The sequence below is a fragment of the Rhodococcus sp. A14 genome (assembly GCF_011603105.1).
GTDB classification, from domain to species: Bacteria; Actinomycetota; Actinomycetes; order Mycobacteriales; family Mycobacteriaceae; genus Rhodococcus_F; species Rhodococcus_F opacus.
The window spans coordinates 1-18343 of the sequence record NZ_JAAOQS010000077.1; the positions used below are offsets into that span (position 1 = coordinate 1).

At 64.7% G+C, this 18343-nt stretch carries 14 protein-coding genes and 1 pseudogene; all 15 read right to left on the minus strand.

Annotated features, from left to right (window positions below; genetic code table 11):
• Nucleotides 1–212, minus strand: a pseudogene (locus G9373_RS31105) (hypothetical protein); the annotation flags it as partial.
• A 968-nt stretch (nt 213–1180) separates the two neighbouring features.
• The gene (locus G9373_RS31110; protein ID WP_167118601.1) at nt 1181–4483 is read right to left on the minus strand and encodes a protein kinase; all 3303 of its coding nucleotides are present in this window, start codon (nt 4481–4483) and stop codon (nt 1181–1183) included.
• A 1064-nt stretch (nt 4484–5547) separates the two neighbouring features.
• Nucleotides 5548–6657, minus strand: coding sequence for an ABC transporter substrate-binding protein (locus G9373_RS31115; protein ID WP_095870680.1), 1110 nt, complete (start codon nt 6655–6657; stop codon nt 5548–5550).
• 138 nt (nt 6658–6795) lie between these two features.
• On the minus strand, nt 6796–7674 hold the full coding sequence (locus tag G9373_RS31120; protein WP_095870679.1) for an ABC transporter permease: 879 nt from the start codon (nt 7672–7674) through the stop codon (nt 6796–6798).
• The gene (locus tag G9373_RS31125) at nt 7671–8501 is read right to left on the minus strand and encodes an ABC transporter ATP-binding protein (protein ID WP_095870678.1); all 831 of its coding nucleotides are present in this window, start codon (nt 8499–8501) and stop codon (nt 7671–7673) included. Before G9373_RS31125 ends, G9373_RS31120 begins: the two co-directional genes overlap by 4 nt.
• Before the next feature lie 361 nt (nt 8502–8862).
• Entirely contained in the window at nt 8863–9636 is a 774-nt protein-coding gene (locus G9373_RS31130; protein ID WP_095870677.1) for a FadR/GntR family transcriptional regulator, read from the minus strand.
• 36 nt (nt 9637–9672) lie between these two features.
• Nucleotides 9673–10953 (minus strand): MFS transporter, encoded by a 1281-nt coding sequence (locus G9373_RS31135; RefSeq protein WP_167118604.1) that lies wholly within the window; start codon nt 10951–10953, stop codon nt 9673–9675.
• A 53-nt stretch (nt 10954–11006) separates the two neighbouring features.
• Entirely contained in the window at nt 11007–11894 is an 888-nt protein-coding gene (locus tag G9373_RS31140; RefSeq protein ID WP_167118607.1) for an alpha/beta hydrolase, read from the minus strand.
• Nucleotides 11895–11905: 11 nt separating this feature from the next.
• On the minus strand, nt 11906–12370 hold the full coding sequence (locus G9373_RS31145) for a MaoC/PaaZ C-terminal domain-containing protein (RefSeq protein WP_095870674.1): 465 nt from the start codon (nt 12368–12370) through the stop codon (nt 11906–11908).
• On the minus strand, nt 12370–12843 hold the full coding sequence (locus G9373_RS31150; protein WP_095870673.1) for a MaoC/PaaZ C-terminal domain-containing protein: 474 nt from the start codon (nt 12841–12843) through the stop codon (nt 12370–12372). The genes G9373_RS31145 and G9373_RS31150 overlap by 1 nt, the downstream gene beginning before the upstream one ends.
• A gap of 9 nt (nt 12844–12852) precedes the next feature.
• Nucleotides 12853–14034 carry an acyl-CoA dehydrogenase family protein gene (locus G9373_RS31155; RefSeq protein WP_095870672.1) on the minus strand — a complete coding sequence of 394 codons (1182 nt, stop codon included), beginning with the start codon at nt 14032–14034 and terminating at the stop codon, nt 12853–12855.
• 40 nt (nt 14035–14074) lie between these two features.
• Nucleotides 14075–15319, minus strand: a complete 1245-nt coding sequence (locus G9373_RS31160) for a CoA transferase (protein WP_095870671.1) — start codon at nt 15317–15319, stop codon at nt 14075–14077.
• Entirely contained in the window at nt 15316–16716 is a 1401-nt protein-coding gene (locus tag G9373_RS31165; protein WP_167118610.1) for an MmgE/PrpD family protein, read from the minus strand. Before G9373_RS31165 ends, G9373_RS31160 begins: the two co-directional genes overlap by 4 nt.
• Nucleotides 16713–16961, minus strand: coding sequence for an OB-fold domain-containing protein (locus G9373_RS46880; RefSeq protein WP_346842870.1), 249 nt, complete (start codon nt 16959–16961; stop codon nt 16713–16715). The genes G9373_RS31165 and G9373_RS46880 overlap by 4 nt, the downstream gene beginning before the upstream one ends.
• 197 nt (nt 16962–17158) lie before the next feature.
• Entirely contained in the window at nt 17159–18334 is a 1176-nt protein-coding gene (locus G9373_RS31175) for a thiolase family protein (protein WP_206032809.1), read from the minus strand.
• Nucleotides 18335–18343: the final 9 nt, after the last annotated feature.

Below are 18343 nucleotides of genomic sequence, written 5' to 3' on the forward strand. Positions count from 1 at the left end.
AAGTGATCGATGGTGCGGACGAGGACGGCCTCGTCGAGCGGGCCGGTGCCGGCCGCGTCCCGGAGCAGAGCAGTCAACTGCCGGTCGAAACGGGCGTGCTGGACGAAGTCCACCAACTCACTCTTCAGATCTCCGCTGCGGGCGATCAACTCGGCAAGCGTCGTCTCTGGCGGGGCCTCAGCACCCGGCTGCGCCTCGTGCAGGTCAGCCATGAACGCCGGTCCTGGTTCGTATCATCATCCGCATCACGGCCGTGATGGTACCGGCATCACCTGATCCGGTGACTGCGACGCCGCAGGGCCGAACCACCTTGAAAAGGCACCACTGAAACACCCTCGGGGGTGAAGCGACAGGGGAGCGTAGGGGCAGCTTCACCGACCCGCGCGGGCAAGTATGTGCGCGGGCAGTACGTGCCGGGAGTAGGTCGGTGCGACTCGCTGACAACTCCGCACAGATGTAGAAGCGCAGCATCCGCGGGTGCGGGCGTCGACGCCGCGGTCGCGGGTCCAGGCGCGGACTTTGGGGATGGAATAGGCGCGACGTTAGTCCGCGGGACCGCTGCACCGTCGCGGCGATCTGAGATGCCACGTTCTCCGATCTGCGAGGGCGCGCCGGCCAGGTTGTCGAGATCGGCTATTACGCCGGAGGACGATCACCTGTTCGAGGGTCGCCGGCGCAAGGTAACTGGCCGTACCGACACGTTGCAGAGCAAAAACGCGCTGACGACGCAGTTTCGGGGGATAACTGCGTATAACTGAAATTATCGCGGCCTAGTGCTCACGAACCATGAGTGACACGGAGCGATGCCCCGGAGGGGGCCCGGAGTCCGTTGTTGTAGGTTCTCGCGGTCGGTGTAGATTCTCGAGTTCCGTGTCAGCAATTCAGGGGCGCTTCGCTGGCCCCTCCGTCGAGACGGAAAATCCGACCCCTGTCCTCACCCGCGGTGGTCACCTAATTTTCGTGGGAGGAGCCCAGACCTAATCTCCGCATTCGCCCAGCTCAGGGCATCCGCGAGATCTCTCCCGGTCGGGCATGCTCTCGCGGATGCTGAGGAGATGGTGAGATTCCCCGCACTAACATCGTGTTGAGAAACCGCAGGCCAACTCTGTCGCCAAATGACAAGTCGGGCGAGAACCTACAGGGTCGATGCCCGATTTGTCCGCTATGAATGCACGGACTGTCAATTCGGGTGTTCTTGAGCTTGTTCGACCACCCAGGCCGCAATTTGTGCTCGAGACGTGAATCCCAGTTTCGCCAGGACGTGTTCCACATGGCCTTGGGCAGTGCGCGGTGAGATTACGAGTTGTGCGGCGATCTCCCTGTTTGTCAGGCCTCGTGCGACGAGATCGGCGACCTGCTGCTCACGCTTAGTCAGCACTGGCGGAGCGACGACGCGTGCCGGTGCAGCCGATGATTCCTCCAGGGCAAACGAGATGGCGGATTCGAAGCTCATCGCGTCACCTTCCCGGGTAGCTGCGGAGAAGGCCCGAGAACCCAGTCCCTGACGCGTAACGTGCTCGCATTCGTCGTGAGAGCCGGTCAAGTTCGGGATCTGGACGACGGAGGTCCCCACTTGTCGCCGCAACGCCGCGGCAGCTGCCATGAGAACGGCAGCACGGTGGAAATGGTTCTCGCTGGCCGCGATCCAGGCGAGTACTTCAAGGCACCAGGTGGCCCCGGTGGGGTCATCAGACCGTCGTGCTAGCTTGAGCCCCTCCCGTAGCAGCATCACTGCACGGTCGCGGTCGCCCTCCCGCCACACGACGAGTCCGAGGGTCCACGAGGAACGGCCCCGCGACGCAGATTCACCGTGCGTTTGTGCAATTCGAATCGCCTCTTCAAGACAGTCGATGGCCTGTTTCGGTTGCCCGAGTATTTGGTGTGCCAGCCCGAGCCCATGCAACGTCATGATCTGCAGCATGAGGTCATCGTCGCGGCGAAATTCGCGCATTGCCTCGGACAGAAAGGTGACTGCGTCTTCTGGATTGCCGCGGTGAAGCGCCAGGTACCCGTCGGCGCGTTGTATGAGGGCACGATCTCGTGTTGTTCCCAGGCTGTCGGCGATCGCCCGGCCTTCGTCGAGCAGTGCAATTGCCCGCTGCAGGTCTTTCTGTCTCGTCGCGAGGATACCGGCTGCGTAGAGCCCCTTGATACGCAGCGCAGCAGTAGGTTGGTCGCCGTCGCAGGTCAGTGCGCGCTCGAGCCAATGTCGGCCTTCTGTAAGTAGACCTCGGGAGAACCAGAACGGGAAGAGCGCGGTGGCCATCTCCAACCCCGCCTGGGCGCCGTCCGGGGTCGACAGGCTGAACTCGAGCGCCTCTCGCAGATTCGGGTGCTCCCGGTCGAGACGTGCGAGCCAATCGAGTTGGCGCGGACTGATCCATTCGTTCTCCGCATCGAGCGCCATCTGTCGACACCAGTCCCGGTGCCGGCGTCGCAAGACCTGAAGTTGTCCGGCCTGCTGCAGCTTTGTTCGCCCGTAGTCGCGCAGTGTCTCGAGCATGCGGAAGCGGACCCTCGTGCCCGACTCTTCACGGATCAGAATCGACTTGTCCACGAGCGAGGTAACCTCGTCGAGCAGTTCACCCTCTCCACCGCGCGCAGTCACGAGCGATGCGGCGTCGAGCTCGAAGGTGCCCGCGAAGACCGACAGGCTGGCCCACAATTGTTGTTCGCCCGGGGTACACAGATCGTGGCTCCAGTCGATGCTCCACCGCAGAGTTTGCTGGCGGGTGGGTGCTCCTCGACTGCCGCGGGTGAGTAGTGCATACCGGTCGGTAAGGCCTTGCAGAATTTGGTCGAGGGTCATCGCCCGCAGCCGTGCGGCCGCCAACTCGATCGCAAGGGGCAATCCATCCAGGCGATAGCAGATTCGAGCGGCGGTGACGTGGTTGTCCTCGGTGAGTTCGAAGCCGGGGACGGCGCCAGCTGCCCGTTCGGCGAACAGGGTGAGTGCCTCATAGTGTGGTTGACCCCGCAGTGGCGGGTTGTGATTCGGATCCGGGACCGTCAATGGGGGCACTCTCAGCATGGCCTCTCCTCCGATGCCGAGAGGTTCACGGCTGGTGGCGAGGATCCGCAGACCCGGACACGACCGCAGCAACGCAACGCTCATCTCCGCTGCCGCATCGATCACTTGTTCGCAGTTGTCGAGTACCAGCAGCAACTCCCGCGTGGAGAGATACTCCACAAGGAACTGCAGTGGATCGGTTGCTTCGTGGTGCACGCCGAGTGCGGTGGCAACCACATGCGTGAGCCATTGTCCGTTCTGCAGGTCGCCGAGTTCCACCAGCCATACCCCGTCGGGGAAGGTGCGCCGCACCTTGTCCGCCACGTGGAGAGCGAGGCGGGTCTTACCCACCCCGCCGGTGCCGGTGAGGGTCACCAGCCGCGACACTGTTAGAAGTCTCTTTCCCTCGGTCAACTCGGCTCTGCGGCCGACGAAACTGGTCAGGTCCAGCGGAAGGTTGTCCTTCCGGCCTGAAACCGGGTGCTTGGCCGCCGACGGTGGGCGGTCAGTTCGGGGACCGGTGGTAATGGATACCGGCCGACGCTGGTCGTTACTGCCCTGTTGAGTGCCGGGTTCGGCACGCACTGTCATTGCGTCGATCTCGAACCCATGGTGTGCCTGGATTTGCTGCAGTCTTTCGCCGAACGACGCCGCGGACGGCCGGTCCGCTACAGTGCGGGACATTGCCTGTTCGATAGCGGCGCTCACCTCGTCGGCGAACCCGAGCGTACGCAGGTCCGGCACCGGCTGGGTGGTGATCCGCAGGAACTGGGCTATCACCTGCTCGCCGCTGTGCCGCTCGAATGCTGCGTGCCCGGTGAGGGTCGTGAACAGGGTGGCGCCAAGTCCGTAGACATCCGAGGCGGCGGTCGGGGAATCCCCACTGAGAACTTCCGGCGCAGTGAAGGCGGGGGAGCCGGTGACGGTGCCAGTGCTCGTCTTGAAGGCATCGGCGATGTGCGCGATGCCGAAATCGGCCAGGATTGGTTCGCCGTAGTCGGAGAGCAGGATGTTGGCCGGCTTGACGTCTCGGTGCACGATGCCGGCTCGGTGTGCGGTCTCGAGCCCGCCGGCCGTCTTCACCCCCAGTCGCAGCACTTCCTCCACTGTGAGCGGACCGTGCCGACGGATCCGGGTGTCGAGCGAGTCCTGCGGGTGGTAGGGCATCACCAGGTACGGTCGCCCGCTGTCGGTGGCGCCGACCTCGAGAACGCTCATGATGTTCGGGTGTCCTGTCAGCCGGCCCATCGCCCGCTGCTCTCGGAGGAACCGCGCCCGATTGTCGTTGTCCATATCGGTGGTGAGAACCTTCACTGCCACGGTCCGGTCCAGGGCGGGCTGGGTGCACCGGTAGACGACTCCGAATCCACCGCGTCCGACCTCGTGGACGTCGTCGAATCCAGCGGCGATCAGCTCGTCCACAATGAATGGAAGCACGTCGCGATATGTTCGGGAAGGGTCGTCGTCACTCATGAGCTACCTTGCTCTCTACCCCAGAACCGGAGAGCTAGACGGCCCACCGTCCTGAGGAGATGTGCTCTTGAGGATATCGCTGCTTCGTAAACCGGTGCCCCATCGGCTTGCTGTGCGGGGGACCTCGTGCCGTGTTGATCTCAAGGGCGAGAGATACTCCGCGCTTCTCCGGTTCGAGCCGCACAATGGTGGGCTCCTGGCGCACTCCGCGCTGGTCGTCACCGCAGGACGCCCGACAGGCAATCTGGCTGCTCGCTACCCGAGCGCCGTCGATGGCGGCGTGAATCTGATCATGGCCGCCCTCGTGAGTTGGTCGGGCGTGCGCAGCTGCCGATTTCCTCGTTCACTTTGGCGCGGCGGGGGTAGTCCGCCCTGCCAATGTTCAGCGGTTGAACACCACCCGAAAGGGTGGCGTCAGTGAGGCCGAAAATTGTTGAGCGCATCACCACGGCAGGCCCCGGATAGTGCCTTCTTTGCGTGATGTCAGCAGATGTTCGAGGAGTTGGATTACTTGCACGCAAACACTTTCGTGATCATCCTGGCGCGCCGATTTGAGGGCACTGGCGTCCAGATGACGGGCGGACAGCGGCGGTCAAGGGAGGGCGGCTGCCGGAGCGAAGGTGGGCCGAGGTTGTGAATGCGGTCATGGCAGCGCTCGGTCGCGTCCGGGATACCTGCGCGGGCGATGAGTGCGTCAGCTTCTGGCGGTGCCTGAAAGACAGTCCGAGCGGAAGGTGCGCTCGGCATGGACTCGCCCGCGGAGGGCACGCGAAGCGTCAATCGTCATGTCACACAGCGTGTTGCGCTTAGGGTGTACGGCATCTGAAGCAGGTGCGGATACCTCGAGGCAGGCAGGCCAGCTCGAGGTATCCGTCCGTGGCCATCGTCGCTATGGCCAGAATCTGCTTTCGGGTGCGCGTCCTACGCGCAGCTCACCTGACTCTTTCGGAGGATCGCGACTTCCTGTTCCGGTCCTCGATGAGGAATCTCTTCCTCGCGAGACTTGAACGATTCTTGCTGTAGTTCGCGCCGATAAGGTCCGCCCTGCGGTTTGGAGCCCACGGCTACGGAGTCGTCGCTGTGGTGGCGATGTCGGTGTCGATGGCGTCGTTGAGCACGTCCTCGCTGAGGTCGCTGCCCATGACGTCGTTCTGGAACTCCAGCGCTGCCTTCGCTGCGTTCTCGTCGATCACCGGGGTTGATGGCCACGAAGGGATGTTCGACTCGAACGCCGGTGCGTAGATTGTTGGGTCGATGTCACCCATCAGGGGTTGGGCGATCTTCGCGGCCGCGTCGGGGTTCTCATGGATGTCCCTCTGCGCGCGGGCGAGGGCGGTCGTGAAGCATTCGAGCACGTCGGCTTTCTGCGCGATGGTCCGTTCCGAGGCCATTGCGGTGATGTAGAGGTTGTTCGCGAGCGGCTTGTAGTCGCCGTTGGCGAGGTTGTACAGGTAGGCGCCCTCACCCTGCTGGATCGCGATGTCCGATTGCGGCGAGGAGATGGCGATCGCGTCGAAACGGTCGCTGGTGAAACCGGAAACACTGCTGGCGCTGCTTCCCGTGGCAATGACTTCCATGTCATTGTCGGGATTCAGGCCTCCCGCCGCGGCGAGGTAGCGCACTACTTGGTCGCTACCGCTGCCTGAGCCGGTGACTCCGACGCGCAGACCTTTTAGGGCGCCGAGCCGCTCCGCGTCGGAACTGTCCTGAGTGATACCGAGTTTGTCCAGGATGTCCTTCTTGATGACCACATTGGTGCCGAGTTTTGTGACCTGCGCGAAAGACTGCACCGGAGCCCCTTCATGACTGGCTACGAAAACTTCGCCGGCTGTCACGAGGGCCACGTCGACGCTGCCACTGACTGCAGCGGCGACGATCCCCGAACCGGTGTGTACCTCGACGGACTCGGGGACGAGCCCCTCCTGCTCGAAGTAACCGGCCCCCTCTGCTACATAGAACGGCAGGTAAACGAAACTCGGTGAGGCCTTGGCGATCTTCACCGCCGCACCCTGACAGGTGCCGGCGGCGGCTGCACCGGGATTGGCTGCCTGCCCACCACCGCCGCCGCCAGCGCAGCCGGCAAGCAACATCACTGATGCGGCGCCGGCGACGGTGACCTTACGCACGCGGCTTCTGTTCATGACTTTCCTTCGATACGGGGCGCAGTACGCCATCGGTGGAGATCGCAAGTCCTGAAGCGGAGCAGGGCATGCGAATCAATGGGTCAGACTGGGCGAGGCTCGCTGGGGAGCCACCGTCACAGCCCAGGTGTGTCGGGCGATAGCCGCTGTTGGAAACGGGCCCCATGCAGCTCAGCTCGTCCGGCGGCCGGTGATCCTTTCCGACCAGTCGACCATGAAGTTGAGCAGCGTCCCGATCAGCATGAGGATGAACAATGCAGCGAAGGTGCCGGCCGTGTTGAAGGTGCCCGCCGCGCGGGCGAGGAGGAAGCCCAAACCCTTGTTCGAGGCCACGATCTCGCCGACCACGGCTCCAATCAACGCATAGGGCACGGCCAACCGTAGGCCGGTGTAGATCCAGGCCGCTGCGCTGGGGAGTACGACCTTCAAGAGCAAATCGCTTCGCTTGCCGCCCATCACTCGAACGACGTCTACGAGGTCTTTGTCGACATCCCGCACGCCGGCGTAGGTGTTGTAGAAGACCAGGAAGAAGCAGACGACTGCGGTCAGCACGACCTTGGAAGTGAGGTCGACACCGAACCAGAGGATGAACAGTGGAGCCAGGGCGACCTTCGGCAGCGAATAGATTGCTGTCACGATCGGGTCGAGCAATTGAGCAAGCCACTCGACGCGGCCCAGTACGAACCCGAGCGCGATTCCGCCGATGGATCCGAAGATCAGGCCGAGGGCCATTGCAGTCATGGTCGCCTGCAGGTGCACCAGAATCTCACCCGACGAGATCCAGCCCCAGAGCACCTCCCAGATGGCGGATGGTTTCGAAATCCAGAACTCGTCGACCCACCGACCCGAGACGAACTGCCAGATCACCAGGATCGCGACCACGATCCCGAGTCGCCCTAGCTGGACGGCGCCCAAGTGCAGCCAGCGACGGCTGCCGGAGCGGGGCTCGTCGAGCCACACGGTTTCCTCGCGCTGCGCCTTGTCGATTGCCATCGGCGACTCGGTCAGGCTGGTCGCCCCCGCGTCGACGGCATCCATGACATTTTTCATACCTCGTCACCTTCGTTCAGATCCTCGGACAGCACGGACCACAGATATTCGTTGAGCTCGCCGAATCGTGGGTCGAAGCGGAGCTTGGACAGATCGCGCGGACGCGGAAGATCGATCGGTACCTCAACCTTGACGCGCGAGGGTCTCGCGGACAGGACGACGACCCGATCGCCCAGGGCAACCGCTTCGGAGATGTCGTGGGTGATGAAGACGACCGTGTTCTTCGACGCGGCCCAGATGCGGAGCAGTTCTTGCTGCATGACCCCCCGCAGCTGTGCGTCTAGCGCACCGAACGGCTCGTCGGCAAAAATGACCTCGGGCTTGTAGGCCAGGGTCCGCGCGAGGGTCACGCGCTTGCGCATGCCGCCGGACAGCTCACCCGGGTAGGCCTTCTCGAATCCGGTGAGGCCGACGAGCTCGATCATTTCGCCAACCCGCTTGCCTGTGGCCTTCTTGTCCATCCCGCGGATCTGGAGTGGCAGAGCGATGTTGGCCGTCACCGTGCGCCACGGCATCAGGTTGTCCTTCTGCGTGATGTAGCCGACTTTGGTGTTCGGCTCCGCTACCGGGGCGCCGTCGTACAGCACCTTGCCGGCGGACGGGTGCATGAGGCCGGCGGACATGTTGAGCAGCGTCGATTTTCCGCAACCACTCGGGCCGACGACGCAGACGAACTCGCCCTCGTAGATGGTGAGATCGAGCCCCTCCATCACGGTGACAGGCTCACTCTTGCGGTGAAATCGCTTGCCTAAACGCTGGAACTCGATCTTGGGTCTGCTCGTGTGCGTCGCCACATGGGGCGTGACAGCGGTGCTTGTGTTCGGCATCTCTCGATCCCTACTCGTAGTGCTCGTTGAACGCGCCGTCCGGCGTAGCCAACGTTGGACATCTGGAGTGGGCGAACGTGGCGCCCATCACTCTGCTTTAGCCTTACATTACGGTGAATGTAAGTCAATAGCCGGATAGGTCAATTTCAGCATTGTGGGTCATCGTCCGCCGAGTCGGGGTGTAGGTCCGTCAATGGTGCCGAGTAAGACCACTATTCGCCGGGCTCGGGCCGCCCGGGACGCGGTCGCCGCCGGGACCGCACGGCCGAGGGCCGCACGGCTGGACCGCACGGGTCGAGAACCCGCACAGGGGCCGGTCCGAAGACCAGCCCCTGTGCGATTAAGGAATGTTTGCTTTGTGTCAGACCGGCACGTTCTCGTAGTCATCACTGTGCTGGCGGAAGTGGGCACGCAGGTAGCCGAGGTGTTCGGTGATGGCGTGCTCGGCGGCCTCGGGATCCTGGTCGGCGATCGCCTTCGCGATGCGCTGGTGCTGTGCGAATGTGTCCCGGCCGAGTTCGGGGGATAGGTCCAGGTGGCCCACCGGCTCCGACTCGCGGTGCAGTGCGTAAACCAACGAAGCGAGAATCCGGTTGCCAGACATGCGCGCGATTGCAACGTGAAACTGTGCGTCCAGCTCTGCGATCATCGGGTCGTCGACCGTTCGACGCTTCTGCTCGGCCAAGATCGCGCGCAGCTCTTTGAGATCGGCATCGGTCCGGTGCTCCGCCGCGAGGATGGCTGCCGGCACCTCGAGGTGCTGGCGGACCATCGCCACCTCGTTGACGCTCACACTGCCCAAGCGTAGGAGGTTGTGCATCGACTCCTGCACGACCTGACCGAACGCGGTGTGATCGATGGCCTGGACGAAACTTCCTCCACCCGCCCCGGGGACCTTGCGGATCAAACCCTGCGTCTCGAGCGCCGACAGTGCTTCGCGGATGGTGGGACGACTGACGCTGAACTGGCGGGCCAGCTCTGTCTCCGGAGGTAGCCGGTCTCCCGTTTTGAGTTGGCCGTCGAGGACGGCCTTCCGCAGCGCGTCCTCGACTTGTTGGCGAGGGCGCAGTACCTTTTGCCCCAGAACCAGCGGCTGGGATTGGTGGCCGTCGACACCGATACTACTGTTTGACATATGCCCTCCACGAGTCCTTTCCGGACCGGTACTGTATTAGTCTGACAGTTTACCTTCCTTAGCCTTCAGATGGGGTAATCGGCGCGAAGCGCGACGTGTTCGGACAATCGACGGTCGGTCCCGCGGGGTTCGCAGAATGAGCCCGGCCGAGACGAGGAGAAGCACCGCCGGGCACCAGAAGGCTGCGGCCAGGCCGAGGCCGCCGGCGAGGGCGCCGACGGAGATCGGCACAACGATTTGGCCGAGACGGTTGCCGCTGAGCCGTATGCTCACGGCCGTGCCCCGGAGGTGGACAGGCGTTTGTGCCGCCACCCACGCCATCGTTGCGGGCTGTCCGATGCCCAGTCCGAGTCCCGCCAACACCATCACCGCGAAAAGTGCCGGTTCGGGTGTGTCGAGCAGGCTGAGGAACGGTAGGCCGGCAAGGCTGATCGCTGCCAGTGTCATGGTGCCGACCAGGACGCGGCGGCGTGAGAAGCGGGTGATGAGCCGGAGCATCCAGATTCGCACCACGATGGCAGCGACTCCCTCGGTCGCGAGCAGCAGACCGACGGTGCGGGCCGAGATCCCGTGCTGCTGTCCGTAGACCGGCAGGTAAGCCCCTAGCAGGTCGATCGACGTCAGCACGGTGAGGCTGGCCAGAATCGCCGCGGGCACGGCAGGCAAACGCAACACGGCCGCGAAGCTTCCTCGTCCGCGTGGGGCGTCCGGAACGGAGCGCCGCGCCAGTGCTCCGGGCCACCGCCTGAGGCTGATTGCCGACAACGTCGCGATGACGGCCATGCCGGCAGCGATGGTGACCACGAGATGACTGTTCGGAACGTGGGTGGCCAACTCGTCGTGGCTGCTGGCCACGTCTCCGACCAGGAGTCCGGTCATGGCGGGAGCGACGATCTGGGCTACCGCGTTCACGGTCGTCAGGGTGGCGAACCTGGTCTCGCGCCGTTCGGGCTGGCTTCCTTTGGCGATCAACGTCTGCGATGCGATGACGAGGACGAGGTGGCCGAGTCCGAGAAATGCACTGCACACCCCGAGCAGGAGCAGGCTCGACGGCGCGAGGAGGGAGAGAAGGGTTGCGCACACGAGGATTCCACCGAGAACGAGAAACCCGGTCTCCCCCCGTCGGTCGACGGCTTTGCCGAGCGGAATCGCCGCAACGAGCGCCAACACCGCGAAGGCGGCAGTGATGAAGCCGACCTGCATGGCTCCTGCGCCCGCCGCCAGGCTCTCGTAGGTGATCAGCGGCCGGATTGCCGAGCTGATGAACTGGGCGACGAACGTCACCACCATCAGGCGGAGGAACCAAGGACTGCTCAAACGAGAGGTCCGCCGGCGTGGTGGGCGGGTGCCGACCACAGTCTGCGGCTCGGTCATGCGGTGGTGCGCCCGAGGTGCTGAACGAAAAGACTGATGATCCACGCCGCTGACAGGGGTTGTTCGAGGATCAGGTGGTGACTTGCGCCGGGAACCTGGATGAGGGAACCGGCCGGACCGAGGGACTCGCGGATCCGCTGTGCCATCGACTCGTCGACGAAGCCGTTCTCTGCCTGCACCCACCAGGTGGGAATCTGCGCGGTAAGCACGAAGTCGTCGGGGACCTGGGGGCGCAGATAAATGCGGGGATCGAACTTCAGCGCCCACCGGTCACCTGCGCGCCGAAACGCGGCCCGGGAGATGTGGGTCATCACCTCGGCAGGAGCGTCGGTTACCGGTGGAAACGTCTTGTAGCCGTTGAACGCCTCGGTGTGCGAGGCGAACGATCTCACGGGTCGGGAGGCGATTTTTTGGCGCCGCTCCGAGTAACCGGGGGCCGAACGTCGAAGGGGGCTGTCGAGCGCCAGGACAGCAGCGAACCGGTCCGGCTCCCGCTGGGCCGCATTCACCGCTACGAGGCCACCCATACTGTGCCCGATGAGCAATGGTGTAGGACCACAGAAGATTTCCGCGACCTCGACGACTTCACTGGACCAGGCATCGAGTGTGTACTGCTCCCGGTGCTCGCTGTCGCCGTGCCCTGACAGGTCGAGTGCGACCACCCGCCCCGCTCCGCGCAGGAACGGGGCAAGGTGGTCCCACCACTGGCGCTGGGCCGCGCCACCATGGACGAGCACGACGTCCGGTCCACTCTGATCGTCTCGACCTTCCCAGCAGCTCACGACGATCTCGGCGCCGCCGGCACGAACGCGCTCTGTGCGAGCGGGCGTGGCATAGGCCGAGTCCCACGAATGCTCGGCGTCGAGGTCAGGCCCAGCGGTCATCGGCGAATCGGTCACTCGGGCCGGCACTTGACCAGCAGCGGCATGACACCCTCCTGCACGACCTCGTCGCGCTGGTTGACCAACTGGTACCGCCGCCGGAGCACGCCCCGCTTGCCGTCGCTGGTGATCTTCTTGTCCTCGATGAGGACCTCGACGTGAATCGTGTCGCCGTCGAAGACCGGTCCCTTGAACCGCCATTCTTCGATACCGAGCAGGGCGATGGTGCCGGCCTCGAAGACACCGAGACGCGTGACGAGTCCGGTCAGCACGCTCATACCCAATACGCCGTGCGCGATGCGTTCGCCGAACTGGCTCTTCGCGGCGAACTCCGCGTCCGTGTGAATCGGGTTGTAGTCACCGGAGAGGCCGGCGAAGGTCGCGACCTCCGCCAGACCGACGGTGCGGCTGGGGGTGGTGAAGGTGTCGCCGACCTCGAAATCCTCGAAGTAGTACGCCGGCTTTGTCGCGTTGCCCATCAGCTTTCCTCCTCGAGCTTCGGTCCGAATGTCTTGCTCTTGATCATGCGGGCGGACGTGTAGGTCGCCACCGTTTCGCCCTTGGAGTTCACGACGACGTTCTCCGTCTTCACGACCCCACGGTCGCCGCGCGACGTCAGCCGCTTGGAGACCACATTGATCTGGGTCTGGATGGTGTCGCCGGCGTACACCGGCGCCTTCCAGGTCGGATTGAGCTCGAGGAGCGCGAGTCCGGTGCCGCGGGTGACGCCCGCCGAGAGGATCAGTCCCTCGGCGAACGACAGGGTGAGCATGCCGGGGGCGATCCGGCCCGAGTAGTGCTCGGGCCGGTTGACGTACTCGAGGTCGATGAAGGTCGGTGTGAGAAACCCGCACAGATTCACGAAGGCCGAGATGTCGTAGTCGGTGACGGTGCGCCGCGGTGTCTCGATCCGCTGGCCTTCGTAGTAGTCCTCGAAATAGAGCCCTTCCATGTCGGCTCCTCAGTAGGACTTCGGCATCCCCAGCACCTTGTGGCTGAGGTAGTTGAGGACCATGTTCGGTGAGACGGGGGCGACCTGGAAGACGCGGTTGTCGCGGAACTTCCGTTCGATGTCGTATTCCCTGGCAAGACCGTAGCCACCGTAGGTCTGCATGCACGTCTGCGCCAGGTCCCACGAGGCCTCCGCAGCAAGGTATTTGGCGATGTTGGCGAGTTCGGGGGCATTGTCGGCGCCGGCGTCGTAGGCGGCGGCAGCCTTCCAGCGCATCGCATCGGCGGCCTCCAAATGGGCGTAGCCGTTGGCGATCGGGTGCTGGATGGCCTGGTTCGCACCGATCGGCTTGCCGAACAGCACACGCTCATTGGCGTACTTCACGGCCCGCTCGATGAACCACTTGCCGTCGCCGACGCACTCGGCGGCAATGACGATACGCTCCGCGTTGAGCCCGTCGAAGAGGTACTTGAAACCGATACCCTCCTCGCCGATCAGCGAATCTGCGGGCACCCGGAGATTGTCGATGAACAATTCGTAGGTGTGGTGGTTGAACATCAGCGGAATCTTGCGCATCGCCAGCCGCGCGGGGTCGACGTCGCGAATGTCGATCAGGAAGCAGGAGATGCCGAGACCGGGCTTCTTCGGGTCGGGCGACGGGCTCGTGCGGGCCATGATCACCATGAGGTCGGTGTAGGCGGCGCGCGAAATGAACACCTTCTGGCCGTTGAGCACCCATTCGTCGCCGTCCAGACGGGCTGTCGTGGCCAGCTTGGAGGTATCGGTGCCGGCGTTCGGCTCGGTCAGGGCGAAGGTGGTCAGCCGGACGTCACCGCTGGTGATCTGCGGGAGCCACTTCTTCTTGAGTTCCTCCGAGCCGTGGTTCACCACGATCCCCATCGCGAACATCGCCGCGTGGATGGCGGCACCGGCACCGCCGGAGCGGTTGATCTCCTCGGTGATGACCGACGCCTCGGTCACACCCAGACCCCAGCCGCCGTACTCTTCCGGGATCATCACCGAGTGCAGGCCGGCCGTCTCCGCCGCCTTCGCGAACTCCTCGGGGAAGGCCTCCTTTTCGTCGACCTCCCGGTAGTAGTCGTTGTTGAAGCGGGAGGTGACCGCCTTGGCGGCCTGGAGCACGTCGTCCAGGGTCGCCGTCGTCGCTTCAGTGGCGTTCTCAACAGTCATGATGATTTTCGAACCTTTCTTGTCTAGCCCGTGGGCTGGCTCATGCGGTCGCGTTGATGTGGGGCGTCGGACCGAATGCCCCGCCCTCGGCCAGCGACTCGATCTGGGACTCGTGTACACCGATTTCGTTGAGGATGGCGTCGCGGTGCTCACCCAGACGCGGCACGCGTGCCGGCGTCGGCACCGAGAACCCCGTCGGGTCATCCGGCTGCCGCAGCGAGCCGCCGATGGCGTCGTCCACCTCCACGAAGGTTCCTCGATCGGCGAAGTGTTGGTTGTCGAGCACTTCGCTCATCGTCAGGACCGGCGCGACGGGGACGTCCACCTCGGTCAGGGCGTCGACGACCTGTTCCCGGGTCAGCTGGGTACTCCACCCTTCGAGCAACTCCTCGACTTCACGCTGCCGGAGGGCGCGTTCGACGTAGGTCGCGTAACGCGGGTCGTCGGCGAGTTCGGGCTGCCCCATCGCCCCGCACAATCGCGCCCAGAAGTCGTCCCGGTTGACTCCGATGTTGTAGTAACCGTCCGCGGCTGCGAACGTCCCGTAGGGGACACCGTGGAAGTCGTTCGCTCCGGCGACCTTCGACAGGTGTGCATCGCTGGACTGCACGCGAGCGAGCGCCACGGTCGCCAGTGGCAGCGTGCACTCGGTCAGCGACAGGTCGATCATGCGCCCGCGGCCGGTTTGTTCGCGCTCACGCAGTCCGAGCAGCACCGAGGAGTGAGCGGTCATGCCGGTGACGATGTCGCCGAGCGCGAACCCGCACCAGGTCGGTCGCCCTTCACGATCGCGGGTGAGCCCGGTGGTGCCGGACAGTGCTTCGGCGACCATCGCCAGGCCGGCGCGGTTGGCGTCGAGGCCGGCGTCGAACAGGCCGAACCCACTCATGCTCACCACGATCAGCTGGGGGTAGCGCTCCTGCAGATCCGCCGGGTGGATTCCGAGGCGCCCCAAGGCTCCGCCACGCATGTTCGTGATGAACACGTCCGCATCGGCCAGCAGCCGGTCGAGGAGCGCGGAACCGGATTCGGACTTGAGGTCGAGGGTGATGCTGCGTTTGCGCCGGTTGAGTGAGGCGAAGTACCCCGACATGGTGCCTTGATCGGTGGTGCGGATCGGCTCGCGACTACGGGTGAGTTCGCCCTGGGGCGGCTCGACCTTGATCACGTCCGCACCCTCATCGGCCAGCAGCATCCCGCAGTAGGGTCCGGCGATGAGGTGGCAGAGTTCAACAACCTTGACGCCGTCGAGTACACCTTCACGCACAGGGGTGTGATCGTTCATCGGGTGGCCGGTCCTTTCGACGGTCGTGCGAGGAGTTCGAGAAGCCCAGAGACTGGAGCATCCTGTGCCAGTGCCTGGACGGTGTCCCACAGCTCGTCGACGGCCACCGCCGCTCCGCCGTGCTGGAAGCAGTCGGCCGCTTTGGCTTTCAACTGGTCGACGGTCAGACGGTGATCAGGACTTCCCGAGATGGTCTTACCGACGAAGGTCTGCTCGGTGCCGTCCTTGAGCCGGACCTGCGCTGTCACCGGCGCCATGGCCAGGAAGTCGACGTCCTCGGTGGGCCGGACGGTGATTCGTTCGGCGGCGAACCCACCGACGACCGGGTCGCGCAGTGCGTCGTCGGCGAAGTCGCCGATGAGCACCGCGCCGCGGTGTAGTGCGACACTGGCCGTGTAGCCGATGCAGAACTGTGCGTCCACGATGTTGGCCGTAGCGGGATCGAAGGTCCGTCCCACCATGTTGAACGCCTGGCCGCTCGTCTCGAACGTAATGTGCTCGACGGCATCCGGTGTGATCCCGGACTCGCGGACCCGCAGCGTCAGGTCGATGGGAGCATGCGTGAAGCGGCACGCCGGGTAGGGCTTGAGGCTGAGATCGGTCAGATAACCGGCACTCTCGGCGCCCTCGAGCAGGACGTCGCGGTCGAACGTGCCGTCCTGGTAGAGGTTGATGAAACCGGCGCGGCCGTCGAACACGTTGCGCGGACCGTCGACACCGGCACCGGCCAGCGCTGCACCGAAGAGGACGTCCTTGGCGACGACGGCGGGCTGGAAACGCTTGGCGAGGGTGCCGTCGATGATCGACTGCAGACTGCCCGATGTCTGAGCGAGCTGGTGCCCGAGCAGGCTCACTGCCTGACCGACGTCCCACCGGCGGAGACGGGCAATCGCGAGCGCGGCTCCGATACCGCCGCTGACGACACTGTAGTTCCAGCCCCGACTGCCCTTGGGGCCCCCGGCCCGGCCGACCCGCATTGCGCCGTCGAGGCCCACGACCAGCGCGGTCAGGAACTCCTGGCCGCCACAGTCGGGCCGATTTTCCTCCAGGTCCGCGAGCAGTGCCGGCAGGACCACGCTCGCAGCGTGCAGCGGCACCGCGTCGTCGGTGTCGTCGTAGTCGAGTGCGTGTAGTGCACCCCCGTTGGCCACGGCTGCGAAGGGCGCCGGCGCGGTGTCCGCGGTGCCCCAGATGGTGGCGTTACCGGTGCCCCAGGCGGACAGTGCGGTGCGTGCCTGGGGAACACCGGGGGAGTTCAGCCCACCGAGTGCACAGGCCAGTGTGTCGAAGAGGACCTCGAGCGCGGCCTCGATCGTGGCCGCATCCAGGTTGGGGTAGCTCTGGCGCACGGCGTGCTCGGCCAGCTGCTCCGCCAGGTCGGCGGTTGTCTCGGTCATAAGTCCTCCTGCGACTCGTCGATCTCGAAGTCGAACAGCCGAACCGGTTTCGTCTGCCGGACCTTCATCTTCACGCGCAGGTCCGGTCGCAGGGCCTCCCACGGCGCGAGGATCCTGCTCAGGCAGCGCACTCCCTCGTCGAGATCGACCAGACACAGGACATACGGTGCCTCGTCGGCGAAAGTTGCAGGGGCCGCGGAGACTTCGGTGTAGCTGTACAGGGTGCCCCGGCCGCTCAAATCCACCCAGTCCAGTTCGGACTTCCAACACTCAGGGCAGATGGGTTTGGGGGGGAAGGTCATGTGGGAGCACGCGCGGCACCTGGTGGTCCGAAGGACTCCGTCGTTCAGACCCTGCCAGAACGGTTCGGTAAAAGGGGTGACTCGCGGCGGGTAGGCCAGCGTCGTCCCCGTCGTTTGGATGGGCATCAGTCTCTCTCCGTTCACGCGCCGTGGCCAGCGAGGATGTGCATCATCGTGGCGTTGTAGTCGCCGAGTTCGCCGGTGACGGAGCCGATTCCGGCTCCAACCACCTGACGCTCTCCTGCCTCTCCGCGCAACTGCTGCACCGCCTCGTAGACGTTGTAGAGCGGGGTCACGTGCGGCGGGTGTCCGCGGCTGGCGCAGCCACCGGATGGCGAGATCGGCACCTGGCCGCCGATGGTGGTCGCCCCGCTGGCCGCGGCGGCGCCGCCGGTGCCCTTGGGGAACAGTCCGATTGACTCGCTCAGAATCAGCTCGACGATGGAGCAGGGGGCGTAGACCTCGGCGAAGTCGATGTCGTTCACCGAGATGCCGGCCTCGTCGTACGCCTTGCCCGATGCGATCTCCGCCGACTCGAACCACGTCAGCGGACGCGGTCGGCTCGACACCTGGTGGATGCCCTCGTGATGAAAGCCGCGCGAGACGACGTCGACGTAGCGTGTGCCCAGGGAACGGGCAAAATCTGGATGCGCGATCACGATGGCCACCGCACCGTCGGACCGCGGGGGCACGTCCAGCAGGCCGAGCGGCTTGACGATGTCCCTGGCGGCGACGACGTCCTCGACGGTGATCGGCTTGCGCATCTGCGCGAGCGGGTTCATCGAGGCGTGGTACCGATTCTTCACCGGGATCGACGCGAGTTCCTCACGCGTGAGCCCGTATTCGTGCATGTAGCGCACCGCGTTGAACGCATACCAGGCGATGGGGGTGACGCCGAAAGGAACGTGGAAGTCCACGTCACCGACGGCCCGCATCGACCAGGTCATGTGCTCACCGGTGGGGACGTGCAGTTCCTTGTTGACCCCGAGCGCGACAGCGACCTTGGCCTTTCCCGAGGCGACACGCTCGAGCGCGACGTCGAAGGCGATGGAGCCGGTCAGGCCGTTGCCCAGGACCTCCATCAGGATGTCGCCCACCGCCATCTCGAGGTATCCGGCCATGAACGTGCCGAAGTACCGCTGGTCCGCATAGGGGCGCGGAGTGGAGAAGATCAGCGCATCGATGTCCTTCTTGGTCAGGCCTGCGTCGGCGATCGCTGCGACCAGCGCCTGGGCCATCATCTCGTGCTCTAGCTTGTCGAGGTGCTTGCCGACCGGCAGGGCCCCGATTCCCACCACGGACGCGATCGGCTTCATGATTCCGTC